We start from the raw sequence: 22,011 nt of genomic DNA on the forward strand, positions 1-22,011 counted from the left end.
TTGCCTGCGCTCTGCTGCCTCAACCGCGATAACACGCAGGTGAAGCAGCCGAACAAATAGATCTAATTCAATCCTATGCCACGAACACCCTTATGGGGTGACGGTGGTGCCGATCCGCTCGCCGCGAATGGCGCTTGCCACATTTCCTTCGCCTTCCATGCCGAAGACCAGCATGTTGACGTTGTTGTCCTGGCACATGGTCATCGCGGTCTGGTCCATAACCCGTATATCGCGCTGCAGCGCCTCCGAGTAGGTCAGGGTCTCGAGCTTCTTCGCGCTTGGGTCCTTTTTCGGGTCCGCGGTGTATACGCCGTCAACGCCGCTCTTGGCCATCAAGACTTCGTCCGCGTCCACCTCCAGGGCACGCTGTGCGGCCACCGTGTCGGTGGAGAAGTAAGGCAGGCCGGCGCCGGCGCCGAAGATGACCACGCGATCTTTTTCCATGTGGCGGATGGCGCGGCGCGGGATGTAGTTCTCCGCAACCTGCGCCATGGCGATGGCCGACTGCACACGGGTTTCCACGCCGCACTGTTCCAGGAAATCCTGCAGCGCCAAGCAGTTCATCACGGTGCCGAGCATGCCCATGTAGTCCGCGCGGGAGCGGTCCATGCCCGCGGCCGATAGCTCGGCGCCACGGAAGAAGTTGCCGCCGCCGACGACGATTGCCACCTCGACCTCGCCGACGGTCGCAGCGATCTGCTCGGCGACACCACGCACGGTGATTGGGTCGACGCCAACGTTGCCTCCGCCGAAGACCTCTCCGGAAAGCTTCAATAAGACGCGGCGGCGTTTGGTTTCTGGGCTGGTAGGCATGGGGTCTGTCTCCTGGGGTTGAGAAATCTGTATCCGGATCTCAAACTATCTTGTCATCCGGGCTCAAGAAAAGGGAGGCGAGTCACCGAGTTGCTCGGTGGCTCACCTCCCTTGACTTGTTTAGCCGCTCGCTAGAGGCGGCATTCGCTTACTGTTTGGCTGAACCCTTAGGCACCAACACGGAAACGGGCGAAGGCAACTGGCTTGGTGCCAGCCTCTTCGAAGACCTTGGCTACGGACTTCTTTGCGTCCTTGGCGAAAGCCTGGTCAACCAGCACGATTTCCTTGAAGAAACCGGTCAAGCGGCCTTCAACGATCTTGGTGAGGGCGGCCTCTGGCTTGCCCTCGGCGCGTGCGGTTTCGTCGGCGATGCGACGCTCGTCTGCAACCTTGTCCGCAGGAACTTCATCGCGGGACAGGTAGGTAGGAGCCAATGCGGCGGTGTGCACTGCAACGTCGTGAGCGACGGTTGCGGCAGCTTCGGAATCCGCATCAACGGCCATCAGGACGCCAACCTGTGCAGGCAGGTCCTTGCTGGTCTTGTGCAGGTACGCTGCAACGCTTGCACCCTCAACGCGGGCAACACGGCGGACAACGATCTTCTCGCCGAGGATTGCGCCCTCTTCGATGACGATCTCGGAGATCGCCTTGCCGTCCAGCTCGTAAGCCTGCAGTGCTTCGGCGTCTGCGGCACCGGAGGCCACAGCGGCATCCAGAACCTTGTTTGCCAGCTCGATGAACTTCTCGTTCTTGGCGACGAAGTCGGTCTCGCAGTTGATCTCGATCATGACACCAACGGTGCCATCGACCTTGGCGGCTACGAGGCCTTCTGCGGTCGAGCGGCCTTCGCGCTTGGTAGCGCCCTTCAGACCCTTGACGCGGATGATCTCGATGGCCTTCTCGGCGTCGCCGTTAGCCTCGTCGAGAGCCTTCTTCACGTCCATCATGCCAGCGCCAGTGCGTTCGCGCAGAGCCTTGATATCAGCAGCGGTGTAGTTTGCCACGTGCATCCCCGTTCACTAGGAGGTTTCAAGTTTATGTCGCTCGTGGGACGGGTCGGATAACCAACCCGTCCCACGAGACTTTATTGAGTGTCCTTCAACGCACCGTAGCGCGTGAAAGCAAACTCTAAGAGATAGTCAGATGACTACTTGGCTTCTGGAGCCTCTTCAGCAGCAGCTTCAGCTGGTGCCTCGGTTGCTGCTTCAGGTGCTGCCTCAGCTGGTGCTTCGGTTGCAGCTTCGGCAGGAGCCTCAGCCTTTGCCTTCTCGCCTTCGAGCAGCTCGCGCTCCCACTCGGCCATTGGCTCTGCAGCGCCCTCGGTCTTGCCGGCAGCCTTGTTGTTCTTGGCGATGAGGCCTTCAGCAACAGCGTCTGCGACAACGCGGGTGAGCAGGTTGACGGAGCGGATAGCGTCGTCGTTACCTGGGATTGGGAACGTAACTTCGTCCGGATCGCAGTTGGTGTCCAAGATGGCCACAACTGGGATGCCCAGCTTCTGAGCTTCGTCGATAGCCAAGTGTTCCTTCTTGGTGTCAACGATCCAGATAGCGGAAGGGGTACGGGTCAGGTTGCGGATACCACCGAGGTTGTTCTGCAGCTTGGTCAGCTCGCGCTTGAGCAGCAGAAGTTCTTTCTTGGTGTGGCCCGAACCGGCAACGTCCTCGAAGTCGATCTCTTCCAGTTCCTTCATGCGCTGTACGCGCTTGGAGACGGTCTGGAAGTTGGTCAGCATACCGCCGAGCCAGCGCTGGTTCACGTATGGCTGGCCAACGCGGTTAGCCTGCTCGGCGATGGATTCCTGAGCCTGCTTCTTGGTACCGACGAACAGGACGGTGCCACCGTGGGCAACGGTCTGCTTGACGAACTCGTAGGCACGGTCAATGAACGACAGCGACTGCTGCAGGTCAATGATGTAGATGCCGTTGCGCTCGGTCAGAATGAAGCGCTTCATCTTTGGGTTCCAGCGACGGGTCTGGTGGCCGAAGTGGACGCCGCTGTTAAGCAGCTCTCGCATGGTTACGACTGGCATGTCGCAACTCCTCTCAGCAGTGGCGGACCGGACGCGTGCGCGTCCGCGGTAACTGCTCTTAGTTGTTTGGGTTGTACGCAGATCCCCGTTTTGGTTATCTGCCCTAGTGCGCGGCCCGGACTGCTTGACAGTCCGCGCAAGTCCACCGATTCTCTCGGACCACTGGAACTTGCGCCCACTTCCTGTAAAGGTCGTGGAACCCCGCACGCGAAGTCAATCTCTTGACTGGTGCACCAATTTTGGACACACCTATGACAAGAAACTGCAGTTCCAAGTGTACTACACCGGCTCCGTCCGGCTAACAGCGATCCTTGGTGATCTAGCGCCTATAAACTCATCCCGGAACTTACCCACAGCCGGCAATCAATCCGAGGTCCATCCGGTCTCTGCCGCGCACGCTGGATAGATGAAATCGAAACACCTCCTGCTGCTGGCCCAAGCACTGCTAATGCTGTCATTGGTTCCTCCGGGAGCCCATGCACAACCGGTGGATTCCCTCGCACAGCCAGCCGCTGCCGCTGTGTGGCGTTGGCCGTTGGCCGGTGAGCCGAAGGTCCTGAATGCCTTTGATAAGCCGGCCGAAAAATGGTCGGCGGGTCATCGTGGCGTGGACCTTTCAGCAGCAGAAGGCGCCCAAGTAATTGCCCCGAATCGTGGACGCATCACCTTCACTGGGGTGGTCGTGGACCGTCCGGTGGTGGTGATTGACCACGGCTACGGGTTTAAGACGAGCTTGGAACCGGTAACCAGTGAGCTGCCTGCGGGAAGCTGGGTTGAGTCCGGCGCCAAACTCGGGATCGTGTCAGCAGGGGCCCATTGCACGGGCCGATGCATTCATTGGGGTGTACGACTGGACGGAGAATATATTGATCCAGCGCTCTTGATCGAGGACTTGCGCCCGTCAATCCTCTTGCCGCTGAACGACTGAACCTGCGGATTCAGTCGCCTCATGCCCGACATGGCAAAAAAGGAAAGCCACCGAGTGACTTGTTTCCACAAGTCACTCGGTGGCTTATACCGTAGGGCGTGCCGGACTTGAACCGGCGACCAAGGAATTATGAGTTCCCTGCTCTAACCAACTGAGCTAACGCCCCACTATGAGAATTACCGCCAGAGCGGTAACCACACTCGAAATATTCTAGGGCATGACCAGCCAAAATCTCGATTCGAGGTCGCGGCGGTGTCCGCAGGCTCTAATGCTGGGTGACGCTTTGACCGCGGTATAGCGCTTCGAAGGAATTCATGGTCTTCTCCTGCGCATGATTCATGACCTTGCGATGGCCAGCTTCGCCCAGTCGTTCGCGGGCCTGCTTGTCCATGCTCAGCACCGTATCAAGCTTCTGCGCCAGGTCTTCGCGGTTCCCGGGTTCAAACATGTAGCCGTTCACCCCTACATCGACAAGATGCGGCAGTGCCATCGCATTGGCGAGCACCACAGGTTTCGATGCGGAGAGCGCCTCTAGCGTCACGAGAGACTGCAACTCTGCGGTGCCCGGCTGGCAGAATACGTCGCAGCGCAGGTACGCCTGGCGAAGCTCCTCGGTGCTGACATGGCCCAGGAATCGAACTCGATCGCTCAGTTCCTGCTCGTGGGCAATTCGCTCCAGGGGCGCGCGCTGTTCACCGCCTCCGACTACTTCGAGGACCGCGTTGGGAACCCGCTTCATGAGGGCCAACGCCTCGATCAGTTCGTTGACGTTCTTCTCAGCAGCCAATCGGCCAACAAAAAGAATAGTCGGCGCGTCGTTTCGAACTATCTCTTCGCCCTCAGCCAACTCGTAATTGCCGGCTTCAATGCCATTGGACAGCGGCAGCACCTTGGTCAGCCGTGCGTAGTCCTTCATGGCTTTGGCCGCCAGCGGGGTGGGTGTGGTGACCGCGTCGGCCTTGCCGAAGATCTTTCCCATATCGCGCCAGGAGTTACGCGCGACAATTTTCTTGAACCACTTCGGGAATGGCAAGAACGGGTCCAGGTTCTCGGGCATGAAGTGATTTGTTGCCACCGAGCGCACACCGTGCTTCCGTGCGTAGGCAATCGTCTGCTGGCCGATCATATAGTGGCTCTGCGCGTGCACCACATCCGGGTTGATATCAGCCAGGAGCTTATTGATCTGTGAATTGACTTCCCAAGGAAAAACGATCCGGAAGTACTCGTGGGTTGGTACGGCGTGGGATTGCAGGCGATGCACAATCGCCTCCGGACGAACTTCGGTGAAGGTCTTGCCGTTCTCCCCGCGTACCGCCAAGACGTGCACGCGATGCCCACGCTCTTTCATGGCGGTGGCCAAGCGATAACAGAACATGGCCGCGCCATTGATATCCGGCAGGTAGGTATCGGCGGCGATGACGATCGTCAGCGGTTTTTCCTCGGCCACGTATTGTCCTTGTTCGATCAACATATTGTCTTGTGAGAAGTACTTAGCTATTTCTATGTGTCATGGCTAGACAGGGTTTTTAAATGCCGCGCCTTGGCTTTGCGATCCAGAACCACCGGATGATGACGAGACAGCGCCACCACGCCAACGATCGCAAGCACCCCAGCCAACGCCATGGCCACAGCCAGCATGGCAGGCACATCCGGACGAAGCTCACCCAGGATCGTTATGCCTATGGCGATGCCGACAATCGGGTCAATTACCGTCAGTCCTGCGATAACCAAGTCCGGCGGTCCCTTTGAATAGGCGTTTTGCACAAAATATGAACCAAGCAGCCCCGCCACCACCACAGCTGCTAGAGCAAGCCATGGCACCGATGACCAGAATTGGCTACCCAAGTGCAGCACATCGATTGCGACGGTACGCACCAGCACCGCCACGAAGCCAAAGAGCACACCGGCCCCTACGATGTAGAAAATAGCCCCGAGCTTCCGGTGGAAGAACAGTGCGGTGATTCCGATCATTGCAATAACACATGCCAGGATCACCTCGATGAGCAACTCCTCGGAGTTGCTGACCTGATGCTGGTCACCGGTAACGTTGATTGCCATCAGGACGAACGTGGCCGAGCCAACCATACAGGCGGCAATCGCGAGTACCGTCGGAAGATTCATCGTGAGCTTGTGCTCGCGCGCGTTGACCACCGTGGTCACCACCAGCGCGATGGCGCCAATTGGCTGTACGACGGTCAGCGGGGCGCTGGCCAATGCGAAGACATTGAGCACCATGCCAAGCCCCAGCAGCAGCAAGCCACTCATCCATCGGCCATTGCCCAGCAGCTTGCCGATATTGCCGAGAGTGACATCCAAACCACCGGCGGCAGACTTTACGGCGCTCGATTGGAAGTGCGCGCCGAAGGCAAGGCAAAAGGCACCGCATAGTGCTGCTGTAATAGCGATCCAAACCATGTCAGTGCCTTTCCCACTAGTTCCTTGTATTCCGAGAGGCCATGCTGCGCGGTTGCGTGATATCGCCGCGCCACCTCATCGGTTCAAGAACCTAGGAGCGCTTGACCAGCTTACGAATGATCGCAACGAGAGCCCCGGCCGACGCTGCAATGATCGCAAAAGGCTTAGCCTTCTCCACCCGTTCTTGTCCTGCACGATCAGCTTCGCTGTTCTCACCATTGTTCACCGACGGGGTGACGAAACTACGTGCCTTGGCGGCAGCGTTAGTCACCGAGTCGCCGGCGTTTTCGGCAAACTGGCGTGCCTTGTCGATTTTGGCTTTGGGTCCTAGAACGCTCTGACCCAAGTTGTCGCGCAACGCCTGTATCTGGCGGCGGCGACGCTTTGTGCGAAGTACCAGTTCATCCGCGCTAGGAGCCGGAGGCTTAGGTTCCTTCTTCTTGTCCTTTGCGGACTCTTCGGATTCGTCCTTCTTGCGCATTGGCTCATCCAAGGTGCTGACGTCGAAGTTGCTGCCGTCCTTGATCACACCGATATCGTGGCGCAGGCCGCGAATCGCTGCTTCCGGAGTCAGCGGCAAGGCCTTCTTGACCTTGAGGTAAATAACAAGGCCAAGAATTGCTGCCACTAGCAGGAAGAATCCTGCGACGATCAGTGCCGCTGCCCAGCCCTGGAACCAGATAGCCAACACGTTCACCAAGGTGACAACCACGGCAACTACAAACAGCGAAACTACTACAAGTGCACCCGCCGCAAGTCCGGCGGCCACACCCAAACTAATGCCCTTGCTCTTGAGCAAGGTGGTTCCTAGCTTAATCTCGTCCGAGAGCTGCTGCGGGACAAGCTCCTTGAGTCCATCGACTTGCGCCTTGGCACTCTTGACGCTCGACTTCAGGCTTTCATCTGCTTGCATCGAATCAGCTTCAGACATGGTTTCTCCATATTCTCGATCGCTCGGCAACCGGTGTTTCCACGCTAGCACTCCGGTTACCGCCTACGTATCAGTCTTCAGGCGTAAACCCCACAGCTAAATCTCATGCCACGGGTGTAACTGTTAACGATTTGAAAGTCTATCGTCTATCCACTTGAGCTTATAGGAAGCGACCGCATCAATATGCATGCCCCGTTGTTCACAACCTGTTCATCAGTTACCTGCCGACTAATCGTGTCCGAAGCCCGTCAATACCTCACGGACCAGAAATCCGATTCGCTCTCAAGGATCAGTTTTATATAGTCCATGCTGACTACCCGAACCTCTAGCTGTCCGCCGCGTCTCAAAACGCACCGGAGCGAACCCGCGATTACCTAATAAATATCCTAGCCAGAGCCCAACTTGCGGCGCTATCGGGGTTTCCCCTGAAGATCCCGCAGATATCCCGAAGTCCAATGGGTGAAGCTTTAACGAATAAGGCCCCAACCGCGTCATGCGGTTGGGGCCTTATGAAAGCTCCTCCAACTGGACTTGAACCAGTAACCCTTCGATTAACAGTCGAATGCTCTGCCAATTGAGCTATGGAGGAATACAACGAGTAATACCTTAGCATCGGCCAAATGACGTTTTCAAATCGACCACACGCTGCGCCAGAGGTACCAGTCTTTCCGGTTTCACGCCGATTATAGGACTATTCCTTCGTGCCCCCGTCGAACAGCACCATATCTGCACCCGGTGATTTGCGACATATCGACCCGCAAGGTTCCGGTCAGAAATGATCGTGACAGCGAGTGACCGATGACGGTGTGCTCGACGGCTAGTCCACCGGACGAACAACACCCCGCATTCAATTTCAGATGAATACGGGGTGCTGACTTGGCTCCTCCAACTGGACTTGAACCAGTAACCCTTCGATTAACAGTCGAATGCTCTGCCAATTGAGCTATGGAGGAATGCTACGAGAACTACTTTAGCACTAGCCAAGTACTGTTTTGAAATCAGGGACTCGACTCGTGTCCAAGGCACGCAGCTACCCGACCCGAGAGTCGGCGATTCCTTTCAAATCTCAGCCGAAACCTATTTTGATGAACGCTGCGAGTGGTCAATCGCGAACTGCGCCAGTTCAACTAATTGCCCAGCCGAGGTTTCCCACGAATATTGGCTGGCACGAACAAGCGCACGGTCCGCGTATTCTCTCCAGACATCCCGATCCGAGAGCTTCTGCACCTGTTGTGCGAAAGCTTCCTCGCTATCGGGATCCGCAAAGAGGGCCGCGTCTTGGGCCACTTCGCGGAAGATTGGCATATCCGTGACAACTACTGGCGTGCCTGCGCTCATCGCTTCCACCAGCGGAAGTCCGTATCCTTCTTCACGCGACAGGGTCACCAAGGCGGTGCACGAAGCCAACAGATTGGCATACTCTTCGTCGCTCACTCCCCCATGGAATACCACCTTGGCGTTGTGCGGAATTTCAGCTTCCAACTCGGCGCGACGCTGCTGGCTGATGCCGCTGAGCAGGTGCAACTCGTAATCGGGCAGCAGCCGCATGGCCCGGATCAACGTCTCGACGTTTTTATACTCCATGAATGAGCCCATGTAGAGCAGCGCGTTCTTCGCGGCGGCTCGCAGATCGCGGCTCGCGCTCTCGTTCGAGGGAGCGTTGGACACCAGGCCGATATGCCGCTTGGTGAGCCTGTGCTTGCGCATCAGATCCGCGGTGGTTTGTGAAACGGTAGCTACCGCGTCGGCACGGTTCAGCAGAATTCGTTGCGGGAAGTAGACCTGGTGGAACAGGAACCAGCCCCAGCGGATGGGCGCGGGCAAGAATTTCGGGGCATGCGGGTGCGCATAGTAAATCAGGTCGTGCAGGGTGAGAATGACCGGGAATTTTCGCCCCAGCGTGCCCATGGTCTGCATCGGGGAGAACACCGCATCTGGCTGCAGCTTATTGATCTGCAGGGCCACCAACGGTTCAAGGACGCTCGTGGGGGCAGAAATCTTGAGGTACGGAACATCTGGCAACAGGTCCAGCTGCCGCAGATCGTTGATCAGCATCGTCACGTCGGCGATCTTGGCCGTTGCTTCGATGAGTCCCGCGGTATAGCGGCTGATTCCGTCGTGATGGGTGACCCGGGTGTAGCGGGCATCGATGACGAGTTTCACGAGCGTGGAAGCCTTCGTTTGGGGAGCTGGTTTTCCAAGCTTATCGTTTAAGGTCACCGAGTCTGGCCTGCGCTCAAAAGTGCCTTTCGGGGGCGCACCACGAGGTATCCGATGAGCCCGGCGGCAACGGCCAGCGACCACAGCCCCAGCGCAGCCGGAATGCCGAAGGCCGAACCGATGGCGCCGCCGGCGAGGCTTCCCAACGGTATCGCGCCAAAAGTGAACAATCGGCGAGCGCTGCTCACCCTGCCCAAAAGCTGCTCGGGCGTGATGTCTGCAACCCACGCCGAGACGGCGATGTTGAAAACGATCACCACGATCCCCCATGCCACTGCCTGCACGCCGAGCAGAATCATGGAAACTACTGGTGCGGTGAATGCGGCGATAAAAACCATGGTGGCCAAGAAAAATTGACTGAGCAACGTCGCCGTCGTCAGCCGAGCCGTTGAAAACCGGACGGCAATGCGCGTGGCCAGCGCGGCACCTAGCAGCCCACCGGCACCGCCCAGTCCGGCAAAAATACCAAATCCCTGGGCACCGAATCCTAGGTAATTCACGATGAACAGCGCTTCTACCGCGGAGCCTAGCGCGAGCCCGAAGTTTGAGCACATGACCGCAATGGTGACCGCAATCAGGGTCCGGTTTGTACGCAGGTATTTCAGCCCGGATAGCCAGTGAGTATCGTGTTTTGCTTCCTTGCCTCCGGGACCTTGACTTCCATGCGAATCTGGCTTGCGTGGGAGCCTGACCAGATAGGCGAGGCCCAGGGCCAGCATGGCCAGGACCACGGCGACCGCCAGAAGTGTTGACGCTCCGAAGATGACGAAGCCGGTGCCCGCGGCAACAGGGATGATAATCGCCAGCGACTGATCCGCGGCGGTGAGTTTAGCGATCAGCCGACTCATCGAGGTTGCGCGTCTCGCGCCGGTGTTCGTATGCAATTGCGGGACGGCCGAGACCTGCGCAGTCTCTGCTACGACATTGCAGACGCCCAGTAGCGTGACCAGCAGGAATCCGTACCCGATACTCAGGGTTCCGGTGAAGGTCAGCAGCAAGAGGCAACCGGCCAGCGCGAGCTTGGCGGCAAGCCCAATGCGCAGCAACCGCAGAGGCCGGTAACGGTCAACCAGATACCCGATGGGAATCGTGGCGACGAGGAACGCGACGGAACCCAACGTGTTGAGCAGCCCCATTTGCCAGGCGCTAGCACCAAGGGTGGTGACAAAGATGAGGTCCACGGTGAAGTCTGCCAGGCTTCTGCCGGCTGCGTCGCTGGTATTTGATAAAAGGAAACGTCGCTCACCACGCAAAGTCGTTTCCATTACGCTCCATGATAATTGTCAGATACGTCACACCGGGACCCCATGTCAACGCTACCTCATTCCGAACCGAGCCGACCAGCATTTCTCCTTGTCGACCGGCAATCTTCCGTGCTTAAGCGGCGAAATCTGGCGAGAATCCCATCTTCGCCTCGAGCTCAAAATTCACTGCCATTTCGATCCCTTGGGCGCCTTCAGATGGTTCCCACCGGATCGTCATATCCACAAAGGGCTTGCAATACGTTACTTAGTTGTGATGTTAATAGTTCGCGGTTAGGGAAGACTAACCAAATACTTAATTCACCATGTGAGGAGTATCCGTGGGAACCTCTCTTGAGACCCTGCACATCCCCCTGTTTGACTCGCAGCTTTTTGATGACTCATTGCTGTGCTCGGGCACCTTAGATCGCTATGAGTCCGAGGCCCGAGAGGCACTGCTGCGGGTCACCGATCAGCTGGCCGCCGTCGAGTCACCCACCACAGGCCCCTATCCAGAGGATCTGCGAGGGCTGGTCGATGCCATCGACCTCGACTCACCGCTTGGGAGCAACGCCGAGTCTTTTGACGAGCTGAAAAAGATCTACCTGCGTGACGCCGTCTATTTCCATCACCCGAAGTACGCCGCGCATCTCAATTGCCCGGTGGCAATTCCTGCCGTGGCCGCCGAAGCGTTCGTCACCAGCCTGAACACCTCAATGGATACTTTTGACCAGAGCGCCGGGGCCACGCTCATTGAGCGTCGCCTCACCGCGTGGACCGCGCAGCTCATAGGATTCCCGGAACTCGCCGCGGATGGCATCTTCACCTCCGGTGGCACCCAGTCCAATCTGCAAGCCATGTTGATAGCCCGCAACGCCGCGGTGTCGAAAACCTCCGGACCGTTGCCTCAGCGGCTGCAGAACCTGCGCATCTACACCTCACAAGACGCTCACTTCAGCATCTCAAACGCAGCCATGATGCTGGGGCTGGGCCATGAAGCGGCAGTCGGCATCGAAACCGACGGCCACCACCGAATGGATGCCGGCAAGTTACGCGAGCAGATTGCCCACGATCTCAACCGTGGGCTGGTTCCGATGGCGATCTCCGCGACCGCCGGGACCACCGACTTCGGTGCCATCGATCCTTTGGGTCCCATAGCCGCCCTGGCCAATGAAGTCGGTGCTTGGTTCCACGTCGACGCCGCATATGGCGGCGGACTGCTGCTTTCGTCCTCGCACCGCGAACGGCTGTCGGGCATTGAGCTTGCAGACTCGGTGACCGTGGACTTCCACAAGTCCTTCTTCCAGCCAATCGGTTCCAGCGCGCTGATCCTGCACGAGGCAGATTCCTTCGAATCCATTGCCCACTACGCCGAATACCTGAATCCGAAGTCCCAAGCCCAGCAGACCCCCAACCAGGTCGACAAGTCGTTGCAGACCACTCGGCGCTTTGATGCGCTGAAGCTTTGGGTCACCCTCCGCACACTCGGAGCGGTGCGTCTGGGTACCATGTTCGACCGGGTGATCGAACTCGCCGAATCCCTCGAGGCCGAGGTCTCCCTCCGGCCACAGCTGGAGCTGGCGGCCCCGGTGCAGCTGAGCACCTTGGTCTTCAGCTTCAAAGCACCCGGCAACCACCTGGATTGCTCCGAAATGAATGAACTGACCAACCAGATTCGCCAGCGGCTCTACCGCACCGGCGAAGCGATGATCGCAGCCACCACCGTGGACGGCCGGCGGATGCTCAAGCTGACCTTGCTGAACCCGAATACCACCATGGAAGACCTGACCGAAATACTCGACGCAATTTGCCGCGTCGGCAATGACTTGCTGCTCGAACGCTTAGAAGGAGCCCGCGCATGAACCGTGGATTAGCCCAGGAGCACTTTGATGTGATCGCCATTGGCGCTGGCCCCTTCAATCTAGGGTTCGCCGCCCTCACCGACCCGCTACCGGAGTTGACGGTCGCGGTGCTCGAGGCCAGCGACAACTTCGTGTGGCACCCGGGCATGATGCTGGACGGCGCGCACCTGCAAGTGCCCTTCATGGCAGATCTTGTCACGCTCGCAGATCCCACCAACAAGTTTTCCTTCCTGAACTATCTGAAGGAAAAGGAGCGAATCTACCCGTTCTACATCCGCGAAAACTTCTACGCGCTGCGCAAGGAATACAGCGACTATCTCGCGTGGGCTTCGCAGCTGCTGCCCAGTGTCCGCTTCGGCCATCGGGTGCTTTCCGCCGAATATGCGGACGGCGCCTACCAGCTTTCGGTGCTCACCGATCGAGGTCTGACCCATTTCAGCGCGGACAAGCTGGTGCTCGGCACCGGTTCCCAGCCCTATCTCCCGGAGTTTGTCGACGAGCAGTTGCTGTCCACGAGCTCGGTGACCCATTCCTCCGAGTACCTGCATTCACGGCAGAGCATCATTGAGCCCAAGGCCGAGCAGAGGCCCAAGGTCGTCACGGTGCTGGGCAGTGGACAGAGCGCCGCGGAGGTCTTCCTTGACCTGCTGCGCAGCCTGCCGGAACACGACCATTTGGTATGGGCGACACGCTCCGAGCGTTTCTTCCCGCTGGAGTATACGAAGCTGACCTTGGAAATGACTTCCCCAGAATATATCGACCACTTCCACGCCCTGTCGATCTCGGAACGCGACGCTCTGTCCAAGGCGCAAAAAGGCCTGTACAAGGGCATCAATGCCGACCTGATCGATGAAATACATGAAGAGCTCTACCAGCGCAGCGTGGCTTCTCCGGCCCCCGTTCACCTGCGCACAGGATGCGCCGCGACAGCCGTGGCCCCGCAGGACGGGGCGATCCAGGTCGAGTTGCACCACGAACGGGAAAAGGAGAAGCTCGCGTTCCTCACCGACGCGCTGGTGCTCGCCACCGGCTACCGCAACGGCACACCAGACTTCCTCGAAGGCCTCGAAGACCGAATCACCCGACTGCCCGACGGCCGCCTGGACGTGGACCGCAACTACTCGATAGGCACGAACCACGACATCTTCGTGCAAAACGCTGAACTGCACACGCACGGATTCACCGCCCCGGATCTAGGCATGGGCGCCTACAGAAATTCGGTACTTATCAACCGCATTGCCGGGCGCGAGGTCTACCGGGTCGAGGACCGCATCGCCTTCCAGCGGTTCGGTGCCGCCTCGCTGGAGAACTTGCCAACTTGCCAACCGCAGCCAATCTCGGCCCAAGACTAGGAGCCCCATGACGACCTACGACTCATTTACCTTCCGCAGCATTCAACTGCCCTCCGACGCCAAGCTTTTGCATTCCTGGATCGCCACCGAGCATGCCCGCTATTGGGGAATGCCCACCGCAAGCCTTGACGAAATTGAAACCGAATATCGCGGACTGCTGGAGCTCCCCGACTATGAGGTGCTCCTTGGAGAGCTCCGCGGTGAACCACGCTTCCTGGTAGAACTCTACGATCCCTCGACATCCAGTCTTGCGGGAAAATACCCGTACGTTCGTGGAGACCGCGGGCTGCACTTCCTGGCTCCGGACCCCGCCGGGAAAGGCGAGACAGGATTTACCTTGCATGCCCTCGGCGCAGCCATCCGGCACGCTTTCGCGCAACCGGGAATTGAACGGGTGGTGGTTGAACCTGATGTGCGGAACAAGGCGATTCAAGCGCTCAACTCGCGCGTCGGCTTCCAGCCGCTGAAAGAAGTCACGCTTGATGAGCCACAAGGCCCCAAGGCGGCGTTGCTTTCAATTTGCACCCGCGAGGATTTTGAGCGCACCACCGGGATATCAGCCGGCGCCAACCATCTAAGCCCGGCTCGCTGGGAACGGGCGAATCGGCATGTTCTGGCCAAGGCCCTAGGCGAATTCAGCCACGAGCGCCTGCTGGAGCCGCTCCCCCTGGGAAAGGACCGTTACCGGGTCGAAAAGCAGGGACACCGCTATGTATTTACCGCCCAACGCTACGCGCTGAATCACTGGCAGATCTCGCAGTCATCGGTTGAACATCTAGTCCAGGGCGCGGAGGGCTGGGACGGCAGCGACGTAGACGTCTTGGATTTTGTCACCCTTTTCGCCACCGAACTCACGCTCAGCGAAGCACAGCTCCCCACTTATCTAGAGGAGCTAAACAGCACGCTAGGCAGCCATTGCTACAAGCAGGCGCACGCGCTGCACGACAGCACGCAGCTTGCCGAAGCCGCCGGCAGCCCGGCAGAATCCTTCCAACGCATCGAATCCTCCATGACCGAGGGGCATCCGTGCTTCGTGGCCAACAATGGGCGCATTGGGGTGGGAAGCTTAGACTACCTGCGTTATGCGCCGGAAACCGGGTCCGCTATCCGGCTCGGTTGGGTTGCCGCGCATATTTCGCAGGCTTCATTCGACTCCATCGACGGGCTGGACTACCAGTCGTTGCTTGAACAAGAACTGGACGGTGAGGCCAAAGCGCAATTGGATCGGCACCTCTCCCGGCGTCTGGCCGGTACCGGACTTGATCCTGCGCAATACATTTATCTTCCGGTCCACCCCTGGCAATGGGAGAACCGGCTGTCCACCACCTTTGCCAACGACATTGCTCGTGGCCAGTTGATTTGGCTGGGATATTCCGCGGACGAGTACCAGGCGCAACAGTCGATTCGCACATTCTTCAATGTCACCTCACCGAGCAAGCACTATGTCAAGACCGCGATGTCGATTCTTAACATGGGGTTCATGCGCGGACTCAGCGCGGACTATATGAAGGTCACTCCGGCCATCAATCAGTGGCTTTATGAGCTCTTCGCCTCGGATCCGGTACTCGCCTCGCAACCGGTGGCGTTGCTGCGCGAGGTCGCGGCCGTTGGTTATCGAAACCAGCAGTTCGAGGCGGCCACGACGCCCAGCGCACCACAGCGCAAGATGCTTGCCGCGCTCTGGCGCGAGTCGCCCATCGACATGCTGGGACCGGGCGAAACCCTTGCCACGATGGCCAGTTTGCTCCATGTCGATGCCCACGGCAAGAGTTATGCCGCGGCGCTGATCCGCCGGAGCGGACTTGAACCGAAGGTGTGGCTCAACCAGTACCTGGAGGCCTATCTGGCTCCGCTGGTGCATTGCCTCGCGGCCTATGATCTGGTGTTCATGCCGCACGGCGAGAACATCATCCTGGTCCTGCGCGACGGGGCGGTGCAGCGGGTGCTGCTCAAGGACCTGGGCGAAGAAATTGCGGTGCTCTCGGACCGCGTGGAACTTCCGGAAACAATTCGTCGGGTGCGCACCGGAGGCGACCCGGTGCTTTCGATTTTCACCGATGTTTTTGATTCCTTCTTCCGCTTCCTCGCCCCGTTATTGGATGCCGAATCCTTGCTCCCGGAAACCGAATTCTGGCAGGTCGTCACCGAAAACCTGTTGAACTACCGGGAACAGCATCCTGATTTTGCAGACCGCTTCGAGGCATTGGGCCTGTTTGCCGACAGCTTCCCGCTCTCTTGCCTGAACCGGCTGCAATTGCGAAATAACCAGCAGATGCTGGATCTTTCGGATCAATCCGGCGGGCTGCTCTATGCCGGCGATTTGGACAACCCCTTGGTTCGGGTGGTCTCTCCGGTTTAGCGATAGCTTCTCGCAGCTCGCGTCGTTTGGTTGGCATCGAACGACGCGAGCTGCTTCATTTAATCTTCGAGCCAAAAACCTGAACAGTGTTCAATGATTCGGAAATCCGCTGTACAGTGAATTCAAACAATATTGAACACTGTTCAACAGGAGATTTTTGATGACAACACTAACCGGCCCGAAGCGCATCGCGCTTGACCCCTTTGCCCTCGCCGCACGGATCAGCGAAGGGCATCGCCTGACCGTGGCCGAGGCCCGCGCTATCCTGGCCACATCTGATGAGCAGACACTAACGCTCGTTACGGCAGCCGGCCGGCTGCGCAGGAAGCACTTCTCCAACACCGTGAAGGTGAACTATTTGGTGAACCTCAAATCTGGATTGTGCCCGGAAGACTGCACCTACTGCTCGCAACGCCTGGGCTCCAAGGCAGAAATCCTGAAATACACCTGGCTCAAACCAGATGAAGCGGTCCGCCAGGCCGGACTGGGCATTGCCGCCGGAGCCTCGCGGGTCTGCTTGGTGGCCTCGGGCAAAGGGCCCACCGACCGGGACGTCAATCGCGTGAGCACCATGATTGACCAGCTCAAAGAAGAACATCCGCAGGTAGAGGTCTGCGCTTGCCTGGGCATTCTCAAAGGAGGACAAGCCGAACAGCTCAAGACGGCCGGCGCCGACGCCTATAACCACAATCTCAACACCGCAGAATCCCTCTACCCGGAAATCTGCAGCACACACAGTTACCAGGAGCGCGTAGCCACCGTCGAACAGGCCAAGGGGGCAGGCCTCTCCCCCTGCTCTGGACTCATTGTCGGCATGGGCGAAAGCACCGACCAGCTCATCGAAGCGGTCTTCGCGCTGCGTGCGTTGGATACCGACTCAATTCCGGTCAATTTCCTGATGCCCTTTGACGGCACTCCCCTGGAAGGCACCTGGAACCTCACCCCGCTGGCTTGCCTGCGCATCCTCGCACTGGTTCGTTTGGCCTGCCCGGACAAGGAACTGCGTATCGCCGCCGGCCGGGAAATGCACCTGCGCTCCCTGCAGTCCGCCGCGCTGGAAGTGGCTAATTCGCTCTTTCTGGGCGACTACCTGACCAGCGAAGGCCAGGATGCACGCGCCGACCTGGCGATGATCGCCGACGCCGGATTCGTGGTGCTGGGCCAGGAAGGCAAAAACACCGCGCAGATCGCCCAGACCCTGCACGAAGCCGCCGCCCACGCCGCCCGCCAACCAGCGGACGCAGACAATGCCGCCGCGGCCGGGTGCGCCGGATCCTGCTGCTCCTCCGCGGCCTCGGCGGCCTGCGGCAAAGCGGCCTCAGGTGGCGGCGCCGGCGAGACCGAACCGGTGCTGCGCCGCCGCGGCGCCGGGACCGCAGAGAACCCCAACGCGTGATGCCCACCGATGCCAGCCTGCTCTCCCGCGACGCAGGATTGCTCTGGCACCCCTATGCCGCACTTGATGCCGGGGCAGGCTACGCGGTCACCGAGGCACGCGGCGCCCGGCTGGTCCTCGAAGACGAGACCGGCATCCGCCGCGAGGTGATCGACGGGATGTCCTCGTGGTGGTCGTCGGTGCACGGCTACCGCAACCCGGCGCTGGATGCCGCGGCGCGCGGACAACTGGAGAAGTTCAGCCATGTGATGTTCGGCGGGCTGACCCACGCCCCGGCCATCGAATTGGCCGAGCGGCTGGTGGACCTGGCCCCGGGCGAGCTGCGCCACGTGTTTCTGGCCGATTCCGGGTCAATCAGCGTCGAGGTGGCCCTGAAGCTCGCCCTCCAATACCAGGAGGCAAAGGGCCGCACCACGCGCCACCGGTTCGCGGCCCTGCGCGGCGGCTACCACGGGGACACCTTCGCCACCATGGGCATCTGCGACCCGCAGGACGGAATGCACGCGGCTTTCGCGCCGCGCTCCTCCGCCGAGCTGTTCCTGCCCAAGCCCCCGAGCGCACGCCGCAGCGCACAGGGGCACTGGGAATACCTCGTCTCCGAGCTGGCCGACTGGGAATGCACGGTGCGCGCATTGATCTCCGAAAACTCCGCACAGCTGGCCGGGATCGTGTGCGAACCGGTGCTCCAGGGCGCCGGAGGCATGCACATCTACCCGCCGGCGGCGCTCGGCATCCTGCGCGAACTCGCCGACGAGCACGACCTGCCGCTGATTGCCGATGAAATCGCCACCGGATTCGGACGCACCGGCGAGCTGTTCGCCGTGGCGCATGCAGGCATCGTCCCGGACATCATGTGCGTGGGCAAGGCGCTGACCGGAGGGTATCTCACCCTGGCCGCGATGCTTTGCACCAGCAAAATCGCCTCCGCGCTTGCCAGCGGCACTCGGTCCGCCGGGTCCGCGCTGCTGCATGGGCCGACCTTCATGGGCAACCCGCTGGCCTGCGCGGTGGCCTGCGCCTCGCTTGACCTGCTCGTCGGTGCACCGGCCGGCAGCCCACCGGCGGCACCCTGGCAGGCCCAGGTTACCGCGCTGGAATCCGGGCTGCGCACCGGGCTCGCCCCGGCGGCCGGACTGGCATCAGTCAAGGACGTGCGGGTGCTCGGCGGGGTTGGAGTCATCCAACTTCACGCCCCGGTTGACGTACCCGAAGTGACTCGAGCGGCGGTAGCGCAGGGGGTCTGGGTGCGCCCGTTCCGCGATCTGGTCTACGTCATGCCTCCCTATATCAGCACCCCCGAAGAGCTCGCCGCGCTCGGCCGCGGACTGCTGGCCGCGGTGGAGCAGGTCCATGGCTGAGAATACCTCCGGCTGGGAGCGCTGGCTGTCCGCCCGAGCCACCGTGCGCGAGCGCCGCGGCCTGCGCCGCAGCGATGCGCTGCGGGCCGGATCCATTGATTTGGCCTCCAACGACTATCTGGGTCTCTCGAATCATCCCGAGGTGCTCCGGGCCGCCGCCGAAACCCTGGAAAGCTACGGCACCGGGGCCGGTGCAAGCCGAATGGCCAGCGGAACTCTAGCAGTGCACCGGGAGCTGGAGGCCGCGCTGTGCCGGTATACGCACCGGGATGCCGCCTTGGTCTTCTCCAGCGGGTATACCGCCAACCTCGGGGTGCTCGGCTCCCTGGGCGGTCCGGGCAGCCTGTTCATCCTGGACGAGCATGCCCATGCCAGCCTGGTCGACGGGGCCAGGCTCTCCGGCGCGGCTGTGGCCACCGCCGGGCACAACGACCTGGCCAGCTTCCGGCGGCTGCTCCAAGCCAACCACAGCAGCGCGCACCCCAAGCCTCGGGTGCTGCTGGCCGTCGAATCGGTTTACTCGGTTTTCGGCGACGCTGCGCCGCTAACCGAGCTGGCAGCATCGTGCCGGGAGTTCGGCGCGCTGCTGCTGGTGGATGAGGCCCACTCGCTGGCCGCCAGCGAATCCGGGTCGGCGCTGCGCGCCGCCGGCCTCGAAGCTCGCGGCCAGGTAATCACCACCGCAACCCTGTCCAAGTCGCTGGGCGCCCAAGGCGGAGCGGTGCTTTTCGGCGGCCCGGCTGCCGCAGCGCTGCGCGAACATCTGCTCAATACCGCCCGCACCTTCATCTTCGACACCGCGCTGGCCCCCGCCGCCGCCGGCGGTGCCTTGGCCGCCCTGCGCTTGGCGGACCGGGCCCGGCTTGCCGCGCTGGCCCGGAACCAGCGGTTGATCCGCGGTCTGTTGGCGGAGTACCCGGAACTGGCCGGGCGGGTGGAATCCGGGGCCGGACCGATCCACTCGGTGAAGATGCCCAGCGCCGCGGCCGCCGTGCGGGCCGCCGCCACCCTGGCCGCGCAGGGCATCGCGGTATCCTGCTTCCGCCCGCCCAGCGTCCCCGACGGAATCTCCCGTATCCGGCTGACCGCCCACGCCCACCAGCAACCGGCCGAACTGTCCACGGCCATCGGGAAGGTAGCCCGGGCGGCCATCGAGGAGGAATCATGAATTGCCCCTACGCCCCCACCGCCGGCAGCTTGGCCGACGCCCCGCTGGCCGGCCCGCTGCCCGCGGCCTTTCCCGAAGCCATCAACCGGCGCTACCGCAGCGTCGAGGACCCGGACACGGTGCGCGGCATCTTGCGCCGCCCCGGGGAATTCACCACGGCCAACGCGCTGAGCACCGCCATCAACCTCACCCCGGCCGCGTTGCGGATCCTGGCCGCGGTGAAATTCGCGCTGCCACCGGTGCTCGCCAGCGCCTCGGGCAGCGAACACCTCTCCGTGCGCCGGCTCGTCGCCGGATTCTTCAGCCCCGCCAAGGTCCAGTCGCAGCGCCAGCCGGTCACCGAACGAGTGCGGGAAATCTGCGCCCGGCTCGAACCGCGCTACCGCAACGGGGAATCCCTGGATCTGGCCGTAGAGCTGGCCGCGGTGATCCCCGTCGAAATCATGGCGGTGCTGACCGGGGTGCGCGTGCCGCCGGCCGAAAAACTCAAACGCTGGAGCCAGGATTCGCTGGAATTGTTCTGGGGGTGGCCCGAGGAGGAACGACAGCTGGTGCTCGCCGCCAGCGCCGCCGAATTCTATGCCTGGCTGGATCAGACGGTTCACGAGGCGGTCAGGAGCCAGGAGCCGAACCTCTATGCCGTGCTGCATCGCTCGGGAGTTCCCGAACGCCAAATCCGCTCGCTGGCCTACTTCCTGGGGATCGCCGGACAGGAGACCACCGCGATGCTCATCCAGAGCACTCTGCACGCGGCGCTGCGCGAGGGCCACTGGGCCGCCTGCGCCGACCCGGACACCGGACCAGCCGCGGCCCAAGCCGTGGTGCGCGAGGTGCTGGCCGTCGCCTCCTCGGTGCCAACCTGGCGGCGCATCGCCGCGGTGGACGCCCGCGTCGGCGATCACGAATTCGCCGTCGGCGAGGAGCTGGTGCTGCGCCTGTCCGGCGGAATCCTCGGCACCGGCGGCGACGATTCGCTGGCCTTCGGCCATGGCGTCCACCGCTGCTTGGGGGCGGGCCTGGCCCGGATGGAGGCCGAACTGGTGCTCGCCGAAACGGCCCGTTGCCTTCCGGACCTCGAAGCCGCCGGCGCGGCCCCACGCTTCGCCCACCTGCTCTCCTTCCAGGCGCCGGTCGCGGTGCCGACTGGATTCCCCTTCGAAAGGACCCACCGATGATCCACGCCATCACCGGAACCGACACCGAGGTGGGCAAGACGGTGGCCACCGCCGTGCTCGCCGCCCGGGCGCTGGCCCGCGGTGCCCGGGCGGCGATCTACAAGCCGGCGCAGACCGGTGTGCTTCCCGGACAGCCCGGAGACGTGCAAGACGCGGCCGGCTGGCTTGGCCACCCGGAGCGGCTGGGCACCGCCGAGGGGGTGCGGCTGTGTGCGCCGATGGCACCGCTGGATGCGGCCCGGTGCGCGGGATTCGCCGACCCCGCCGAGGTCCTGCCGCCCCTGGCCGAGCACGTGCGGCGGATCCGCGAGCTGGCAGCTGCCTATGACGAGGTGCTTGTCGAGGGCGCCGGAGGGCTCTTGGTCGAGCTGACGTCCGCGGGCGAAACCATCGCTGATCTGGCCGCGGCCGTCTCGGCGGAGCTGGTGGTCGTCACCCGCCCGGACCTGGGAACCCTGAACCACACCGCGCTGACCTTGGAGGCCTGTGCGGCCCGCGGCTTCTCCCGCGGCACGCTGGTGCTGGGCAGCTACCCGGACCGCCCCACGCAGCTTGCCGAATGCAATCTGGCGGGTCTGCGGGCCTTAGCCACCCGTTTCGGGTGGAGCTTCGCCGGGAGACTGCCCGCAAATCTGGTCCGCGATCCGGCACGCCGCCCGGAGGCGCTGGCCGCAGCGGCCCGTGCGCTGGCTCCGATTCCCGCCTAGCCCCCGGGCGCGGCGACCTTGCGGAATACCGGCCGGGCAATATGCGTTGGGCAC

Annotated in this window: 17 protein-coding genes and 3 tRNA genes; 9 read left to right on the forward strand and 11 right to left on the reverse strand. The window is 61.4% G+C overall.

Going from position 1 to position 22,011, the window contains the following annotated elements:
- Window positions 1–90 precede the first annotated feature (90 nt).
- From pyrH to rpsB, 3 genes are all read right to left on the reverse strand, one after another.
- A complete protein-coding gene (gene pyrH / locus ACT3TP_RS06560) occupies window positions 91–813 on the reverse strand; it encodes a UMP kinase (RefSeq protein WP_096287360.1) in 723 nt (240 codons plus the stop codon).
- A gap of 167 nt (window positions 814–980) precedes the next feature.
- Window positions 981–1,817 carry a translation elongation factor Ts gene (gene tsf, locus ACT3TP_RS06565; protein ID WP_096287773.1) on the reverse strand — a complete coding sequence of 279 codons (837 nt, stop codon included), beginning with the start codon at window positions 1,815–1,817 and terminating at the stop codon, window positions 981–983.
- Between the two features lie 143 nt (window positions 1,818–1,960).
- Complete coding sequence (gene rpsB / locus ACT3TP_RS06570) at window positions 1,961–2,845, reverse strand: 30S ribosomal protein S2 (RefSeq protein ID WP_444617763.1); 885 nt, start codon at window positions 2,843–2,845, stop codon at window positions 1,961–1,963.
- A 406-nt stretch (window positions 2,846–3,251) separates the two neighbouring features.
- Between rpsB and ACT3TP_RS06575 the strand changes: the two genes are divergently transcribed.
- Window positions 3,252–3,773, forward strand: coding sequence for a M23 family metallopeptidase (locus tag ACT3TP_RS06575; protein WP_096287364.1), 522 nt, complete (start codon window positions 3,252–3,254; stop codon window positions 3,771–3,773).
- A gap of 92 nt (window positions 3,774–3,865) precedes the next feature.
- Here ACT3TP_RS06575 and ACT3TP_RS06580 read toward each other — a convergent pair.
- The 8 genes from ACT3TP_RS06580 to ACT3TP_RS06615 all read right to left on the reverse strand — a co-directional run bounded on the left by ACT3TP_RS06580 (window position 3,866) and on the right by ACT3TP_RS06615 (window position 10,604).
- Window positions 3,866–3,939, reverse strand: a tRNA-Ile gene (locus ACT3TP_RS06580).
- Between the two features lie 99 nt (window positions 3,940–4,038).
- Entirely contained in the window at window positions 4,039–5,220 is a 1,182-nt protein-coding gene (locus ACT3TP_RS06585) for a glycosyltransferase (protein WP_444619967.1), read from the reverse strand.
- A 53-nt stretch (window positions 5,221–5,273) separates the two neighbouring features.
- Window positions 5,274–6,188, reverse strand: coding sequence for a DMT family transporter (locus tag ACT3TP_RS06590; protein ID WP_444619969.1), 915 nt, complete (start codon window positions 6,186–6,188; stop codon window positions 5,274–5,276).
- Window positions 6,189–6,279: 91 nt separating this feature from the next.
- Window positions 6,280–7,119 (reverse strand): phage holin family protein, encoded by an 840-nt coding sequence (locus ACT3TP_RS06595; protein WP_444619971.1) that lies wholly within the window; start codon window positions 7,117–7,119, stop codon window positions 6,280–6,282.
- 516 nt (window positions 7,120–7,635) lie between these two features.
- Window positions 7,636–7,708: transfer RNA gene (locus ACT3TP_RS06600), tRNA-Asn, on the reverse strand.
- A gap of 288 nt (window positions 7,709–7,996) precedes the next feature.
- A tRNA-Asn gene (locus tag ACT3TP_RS06605) sits at window positions 7,997–8,072 on the reverse strand.
- A 124-nt stretch (window positions 8,073–8,196) separates the two neighbouring features.
- Window positions 8,197–9,282 carry a glycosyltransferase family 4 protein gene (locus ACT3TP_RS06610; protein WP_444619973.1) on the reverse strand — a complete coding sequence of 362 codons (1,086 nt, stop codon included), beginning with the start codon at window positions 9,280–9,282 and terminating at the stop codon, window positions 8,197–8,199.
- A 53-nt stretch (window positions 9,283–9,335) separates the two neighbouring features.
- Window positions 9,336–10,604 carry an MFS transporter gene (locus ACT3TP_RS06615; RefSeq protein ID WP_444619974.1) on the reverse strand — a complete coding sequence of 423 codons (1,269 nt, stop codon included), beginning with the start codon at window positions 10,602–10,604 and terminating at the stop codon, window positions 9,336–9,338.
- A gap of 317 nt (window positions 10,605–10,921) precedes the next feature.
- On the opposite strand from ACT3TP_RS06615, the gene ACT3TP_RS06620 reads away from it, so the two are divergent.
- The 8 genes from ACT3TP_RS06620 to bioD all read left to right on the forward strand — a co-directional run bounded on the left by ACT3TP_RS06620 (window position 10,922) and on the right by bioD (window position 21,957).
- Window positions 10,922–12,442: a pyridoxal phosphate-dependent decarboxylase family protein gene (locus tag ACT3TP_RS06620; RefSeq protein ID WP_444619975.1), complete on the forward strand. Its 1,521-nt coding sequence runs from the start codon at window positions 10,922–10,924 to the stop codon at window positions 12,440–12,442.
- A complete protein-coding gene (locus ACT3TP_RS06625; protein WP_444619977.1) occupies window positions 12,439–13,794 on the forward strand; it encodes a lysine N(6)-hydroxylase/L-ornithine N(5)-oxygenase family protein in 1,356 nt (451 codons plus the stop codon). The genes ACT3TP_RS06620 and ACT3TP_RS06625 overlap by 4 nt, the downstream gene beginning before the upstream one ends.
- Before the next feature lie 7 nt (window positions 13,795–13,801).
- A complete protein-coding gene (locus ACT3TP_RS06630) occupies window positions 13,802–16,153 on the forward strand; it encodes a GNAT family N-acetyltransferase (protein ID WP_096287402.1) in 2,352 nt (783 codons plus the stop codon).
- 160 nt (window positions 16,154–16,313) lie between these two features.
- Window positions 16,314–17,549, forward strand: a complete 1,236-nt coding sequence (bioB, locus tag ACT3TP_RS06635; protein WP_444616065.1) for a biotin synthase BioB — start codon at window positions 16,314–16,316, stop codon at window positions 17,547–17,549.
- A complete protein-coding gene (bioA, locus tag ACT3TP_RS06640; protein WP_444616077.1) occupies window positions 17,549–18,907 on the forward strand; it encodes an adenosylmethionine--8-amino-7-oxononanoate transaminase in 1,359 nt (452 codons plus the stop codon). Before bioB ends, bioA begins: the two co-directional genes overlap by 1 nt.
- Window positions 18,900–20,075, forward strand: coding sequence for an aminotransferase class I/II-fold pyridoxal phosphate-dependent enzyme (locus ACT3TP_RS06645; protein ID WP_105553736.1), 1,176 nt, complete (start codon window positions 18,900–18,902; stop codon window positions 20,073–20,075). The genes bioA and ACT3TP_RS06645 overlap by 8 nt, the downstream gene beginning before the upstream one ends.
- On the forward strand, window positions 20,072–21,250 hold the full coding sequence (locus tag ACT3TP_RS06650) for a cytochrome P450 (RefSeq protein ID WP_105553737.1): 1,179 nt from the start codon (window positions 20,072–20,074) through the stop codon (window positions 21,248–21,250). Before ACT3TP_RS06645 ends, ACT3TP_RS06650 begins: the two co-directional genes overlap by 4 nt.
- Window positions 21,247–21,957 (forward strand): dethiobiotin synthase, encoded by a 711-nt coding sequence (gene bioD, locus ACT3TP_RS06655; protein ID WP_105553738.1) that lies wholly within the window; start codon window positions 21,247–21,249, stop codon window positions 21,955–21,957. Before ACT3TP_RS06650 ends, bioD begins: the two co-directional genes overlap by 4 nt.
- Window positions 21,958–22,011: the final 54 nt, after the last annotated feature.

Source organism: Glutamicibacter sp. AOP38-B1-38 (assembly GCF_052377485.1).
Lineage (GTDB): Bacteria > Actinomycetota > Actinomycetes > Actinomycetales > Micrococcaceae > Glutamicibacter.